This window comes from Polynucleobacter sp. 31A-FELB, assembly GCF_018882405.1.
GTDB lineage: Bacteria > Pseudomonadota > Gammaproteobacteria > Burkholderiales > Burkholderiaceae > Polynucleobacter.
Map to the genome: position 1 here is coordinate 1 of NZ_JACVOO010000037.1, position 1,338 is coordinate 1,338.

A 1,338-nucleotide genomic window follows, 5' to 3' on the forward strand; every position below is an offset into this window, starting at 1 on the left:
TGAACTGACCCACAAAAGTTGGACAGTTTGATTAGGTTACCAGAAGGGATTGAGTTCGGTATTGCACCGGGCTCAATCCCTTTAGTTTTTGCTTGATCCGATCATGGTTGTAGTAGTGGATATATTCCTTTAACTCAATTTTAAATGTTTGGACATCGTCAAACTTCTTTTGGTAGAAGAACTCTGTTTTCATGATCCCAAACCAGTTTTCCATGACGGCGTTATCTAAGCAGTTACCTTTTCTTGACATGCTCTGCGCAACACCCTTTTGCTTGAGCGCCATTTGGTATGGCGCGATTCGATAATGCCAACCTTGGTCTGAGTGCAGCATGAGCTTGTCTTTAGGTTGAAGGCGTTTAAAGGCCTTATTCAGCATTTGCATCACCATACTCATTTGGGGGTGATCAGCGATCTCATAGGAGATGATCTCTTGGTTATACAGATCTAGGACGGGTGAGAGATATACCTTTTTCCCTGCGATATTGAACTGCGTGACATCAGTCACCCACTTTTGATTAGGTTCAGTTGCATTGAACTTGCGCTCCAGTAAGTTTGGCGCTGCTTTGCCTTCAGGCCCCTTATAGGATTGATAGCGCTTAGGGCGAACGGTTGACTTAAGACCGAGCTTACTCATGAGCTTTTGCACCGTCTTAGGGTTGAGATGGCACTTCTCGTGCCCGAGCTCTGTTTGCACCCGTCGATAGCCATAACGACCCTTGTGGCGATGGTAGATCACGCCAATCCGAGTTTTGACATCCAGATAGGGATCGGTTTTATTGCTTACGCTCAGTTGGTAGTAATAGACACTTCTAGGCATATTGGCAATGCCTAGGATCGTTTGTAAAGGGTATTGCTGCCTTAGCTCAGTGACGACTTGGGCTTGCTCTTGCTTGCCAAGTTCTTTTGCTGTGCTAAGGCCTCGAGCTTTTTTAGATAAGCGTTCTCCACCTCTAAATAGTGCGCCTTCAGTAAGAGCTCTTCATGCGTGAGTTGTTCTGAAGGTTTGGCGAGAAGTGCTTGGATCTCACTGCGCTTTGACATGGGCGGTCGTCCCTGAGGTTTTGATTGCAAGGCTGTAATGCCGCCTTCATTGTAGAGGCGCCGCCAAACCAAAATGGTACTAGGGGAGGCAATATTAAATTGGGCGGACGTGGATCGTGGGGATGCTTTGTTGGCCCTCATGTGCTCGAGCGCCAATAGTTTGAACTGTGGGGTGTACTGTTGATAACCCCTCTTTTGCAGGGCAGATACTCCATGTAGTTTATGGGTCAAAACCCATTTGCGGACATCGGTGGTATTGATGCCGTAATGATTAGCTACCCTCAGGTAGCCTCCACC

1 protein-coding gene is annotated in these 1,338 nt (G+C 47.1%); it reads right to left on the reverse strand.

Translation table 11 applies throughout. The features are described from left to right. Positions 1-31: 31 nt before the first annotated feature. A protein-coding gene (locus tag ICN30_RS11505; RefSeq protein ID WP_216275781.1) for an IS3 family transposase occupies positions 32-1,338 on the reverse strand; the annotation gives its coding sequence in 2 pieces (ribosomal slippage) (positions 32-933 and positions 933-1,338; 1,308 coding nt annotated over the 2 pieces). This gene is flagged as partial in the annotation.